This window comes from Microcystis sp. LEGE 08355 (assembly GCF_015207185.1).
Taxonomy (GTDB): Bacteria; Cyanobacteriota; Cyanobacteriia; order Cyanobacteriales; family Microcystaceae; genus Microcystis; species Microcystis panniformis.
The window spans coordinates 1-3,424 of the sequence record NZ_JADEXI010000500.1; the positions used below are offsets into that span (position 1 = coordinate 1).

The 3,424-nt window shown below is 50.5% G+C and carries 3 protein-coding genes; all 3 read left to right on the forward strand.

Going from position 1 to position 3,424, the window contains the following annotated elements; all coding sequences use genetic code 11:
• Positions 1 to 1,378: 1,378 nt before the first annotated feature.
• A complete protein-coding gene (locus tag IQ242_RS20010) occupies positions 1,379 to 1,720 on the forward strand; it encodes a DUF4326 domain-containing protein (protein WP_193961165.1) in 342 nt (113 codons plus the stop codon).
• Positions 1,721 to 1,785: 65 nt separating this feature from the next.
• Entirely contained in the window at positions 1,786 to 2,868 is a 1,083-nt protein-coding gene (locus IQ242_RS20015) for a hypothetical protein (RefSeq protein WP_193961166.1), read from the forward strand.
• Between the two features lie 62 nt (positions 2,869 to 2,930).
• On the forward strand, positions 2,931 to 3,302 hold the full coding sequence (locus IQ242_RS20020) for a hypothetical protein (RefSeq protein WP_193961167.1): 372 nt from the start codon (positions 2,931 to 2,933) through the stop codon (positions 3,300 to 3,302).
• Positions 3,303 to 3,424: the final 122 nt, after the last annotated feature.

Consider the following 3,424-nt stretch of genomic DNA (forward strand, 5'->3'; position numbering starts at 1 on the left):
CACACACACAGGTTTTCTATTATACCCCTTTAAAACCCGTGTCAAGGGCTGCGCGAGTGGCGATAGTGGTGCTACGCGGGTTTTTTATCTGGGGACACCCCAGACCCCGATCGCCACCCTTGACACTGGCCTCATCGAAGAAAACAAAGACAAACGAAGGGGTAGGAAGAACCTGTTGTGTGTGTTTGTTTTGGGAGGTGTCCCGTGTTTTGTGTTGCTGTTTCTTCGGCTCTGTCTTGTCCGGTCGTTGGTTTTTCGGGGTCGCGTTCGGTCGTTCCTGCGGTCTTGGGTTCGGTGCTGTCTGGTCTGCCGGCGGGTGCTGTGGTGCTGGTCGGTTGCGCTCGCGGTGTGGACGGTGCGGTGCGTGCTTCGGTTCCGGGTTGTCGGGTGTTTCGCGTGTCGGGTTCGGGTCGGTCGGCGTTCGCTGGTCGGTCGGTGCGGTTCGTGCGGGCTTTGGCGGCTGAGGGCGGTGTCCTGTTCTCGTTTCCGGGTCGCGCTTGTCCGGCGGGGTTGGTTCCTTCGGCTGACTCGCGCTCTTGTTTCTGCGGGTTGGGTTCGGGTTCTTGGGCTTCTCTGGCGCTGGCGTTGGGGTTGGGTGTTCCCTGTTGCGTTTGGTTGCCGGCGGGTGTCTCGGTTCCGGCTGATTGGGGCTTGATTTCGGTCGGTTCGGGCTGGTGGGTGTCTCTGCCGTTCTAGCGCTTTCTTTCTGCCTCGGCTTTCGGTCGGGGCTTTTTTTTTGGCGGTGAACCGACAAAATACGATCGCCAGATAGCAGCGAAAATCACCCTCAAACATAACGACCAGAACGCTCACAATAAGTTAACCTCTTGAATCCGATCGATCTAAAAAACGCTCACAATAAGTTAACCTCTTGAATCCGATCGATCTAAAAGCGGTTCTCCCTTCGGTCGGTTGTTTATGTGGGGAAGTATCCCCACACCCCTCTGCTACGAAGGTGCTGATCGCGGTTTCTTTGTCCCCCCCTCCCGTCCCCCCCAGGGGGGAAGCCTTCTCTCAGCAATCCTATTTTAACTACGGGGTCAAGGGTGGTTATTTTCGTAAGGAAATAGGCTTTTTGAAGAACTTCTAAGGTTTCACGGTTTTCTAAGCAAACAGGCTTTCCCAAGAATTTCTAAGCTCGTTCCTCGCTAAGAAATTCTACCGGAAACCGTGTTCGCTAAGAAAACGCGTGACCAGTTCCTTAACCTAAGAAGTTCTAAATCAAAAACCGTATTCCCTAACGAAAATATACCATTCCATCTGACGATGGAACGGCGGAAAAGCGGAAAAAGTTTTTTTTTTTTTTATTCCGCCGCCCTTGACTCCCTACGTTAAGAAAAAAGTAGCTAAGAGAGAAAATATTTAGGAGGTATCGGCTATGTTTGAAGTCATTAACGGTAAAAATAGCGGGTTTTTAGGTAACTCGAAAATCTATATCGGTCGAGCTAATAAATCGTATTTATTGAAGGGTAGCGTTTTGCAGAATCGCTTTGTAATCGGGCAGGACGGTAATCGCGAGGAAGTGGTTGTGAAGTATCGGCAATGGCTTTGGCAGGAAGTGCAAAAACGCGGCGAGGTTTTTGATGAGTTAGTTCGGATTGCGGAACGAGTTAAAAAAGGAGAAACGGTGCAGTTAGCTTGCTGGTGCAAACCGTTAAAGTGTCATGGAGATGTGGTGAAATCTTGCGTTGAATGGATGATCAAGGAGGGCATAGTTTGAAAGAAAAGGAAAGAAAAAAAAAGAACAAATAACTATGCGATGAAAACAAACAGGAGGTCACGATTATGACATTCATTAACCCCAAAGAACTAGGACTGTACGCACCGAAAACTAACGAGCGAGTCAAGCTGGCCGCAGAAGCGCAGAAATTTATCAATCAAGCGCTCTATGACTACAAGCAACTCTTCTACGGATTGCGCTTGATTGCTTGGCACGAACGGGATAAACGGGCAATTTTCTATGAAGCGCTAACGAAAGGTGAACTCGATCAGTTTAAGGTCGCACCGGGTCATCGCGCTTCCGATGGTTCCTATACCAAAGACGAATGGGATTATGATCGTCTCAACGCCTATATGTGGAACCGGTTCCGCGAGCGTTTCGATGCCGCATTCGATCTCGAAAAGATCGCCGAACTCAAAACCCTTAAGGATATCAAACAGGCAACCGATGAATTATTGGAATTTGCACTCACCAATTGGAAAAGCGCGATCTTGGGGGACGACAAACACCAAGACGAACCCCGCGTCGAACCGATCGGTAAGGGTGTCACTAGCTGTAAGTTGGAGTACGAGGGCATCATAATCGAAGGAAGTTTTCGGTCGGAAGAACGCATCCTCACCCTCCGCACTCAAGGTCTTCCCGAAGTCATCATCCGGCAAGTGCGAGGGGAGACCAGCTGGAAGGGCGACATCCACTTCGATCCCTTCGGGCAAGTAGTGGTAATGAACTCTAAAAAAGCGGAGCTATTCAGCCAAGTTCTAGCTCTAGCCGCTCGCTTGAATCTCGGTATCAAAGAGTTTATGGACGACCCAGAAGGTTTTCTCGGCATCGAATCAACGAAGAGCCGTCAACGCGCCCGACAACGGGTCAAAGAGCGCCTTTTGGAAATCAACCAAAACCACTACGAACGGCGCAAGATGGAAACGGAGGGTCAACTCGTCACCCGTCGCCTCAACGATGAGATCGACGCAACGACCGACAGCGACGAACCTAAGTTCAAGGAGCCTCAGAAATCTCCTAAGACTCCCATTAAATCAGGCAAGCGCAAAACCGACCGAAAACGGGAAGCCGAGGAGTGGCTGAAAAATAATCCTGAATTCTTGGATGATGTGGATGCCCAGATCGGTATCACGAGCATTCACACCTAGGTTTCCTTAATAGGATTGGAGGGGAGTGGAAGTCCTCTCCAATCCATCATACTGAAAAAACCATGCGAACCGCTATCTTTTTCTGGCAAGATGCCGAACAAATACCTATTCTCAAGTCTCTTATCGAGGAGGCTCTTCACCTCGGTTATAGCCGTTTCCTGACGACCCTGTTCCTAGAAAACGATCAAGGTCTGGTCTTCTCGATCGAGGCTGAATCGATCGATGACTTTCCCCTCGATAATCTTTTCCGCGCTGACCGCGTACTGCTCGTTGACGAGCCACTACTTTGGTTATGCGATCGAGGTGAGCGGGTCTTCGCAGTTTGGGACGGCAGCGAGGACGAAACGCTTACCTGTCTCGGTTTCCTCAAAGCTTGGGGTCTGCCAGGTAATTATGTCAACCCCTACCGTACTTTCATCCTCGAAACCATCTAACGCTTATCCCCGGTCGCTCCGGGGTTTTTCTTTCCTACTCCCCGATTTGCTCACTCGTCGGACGGGGGGGTTATCCTTGATCATCGAGCATCTACCAGCGATTACCCCCGCCTCTCCTCGCT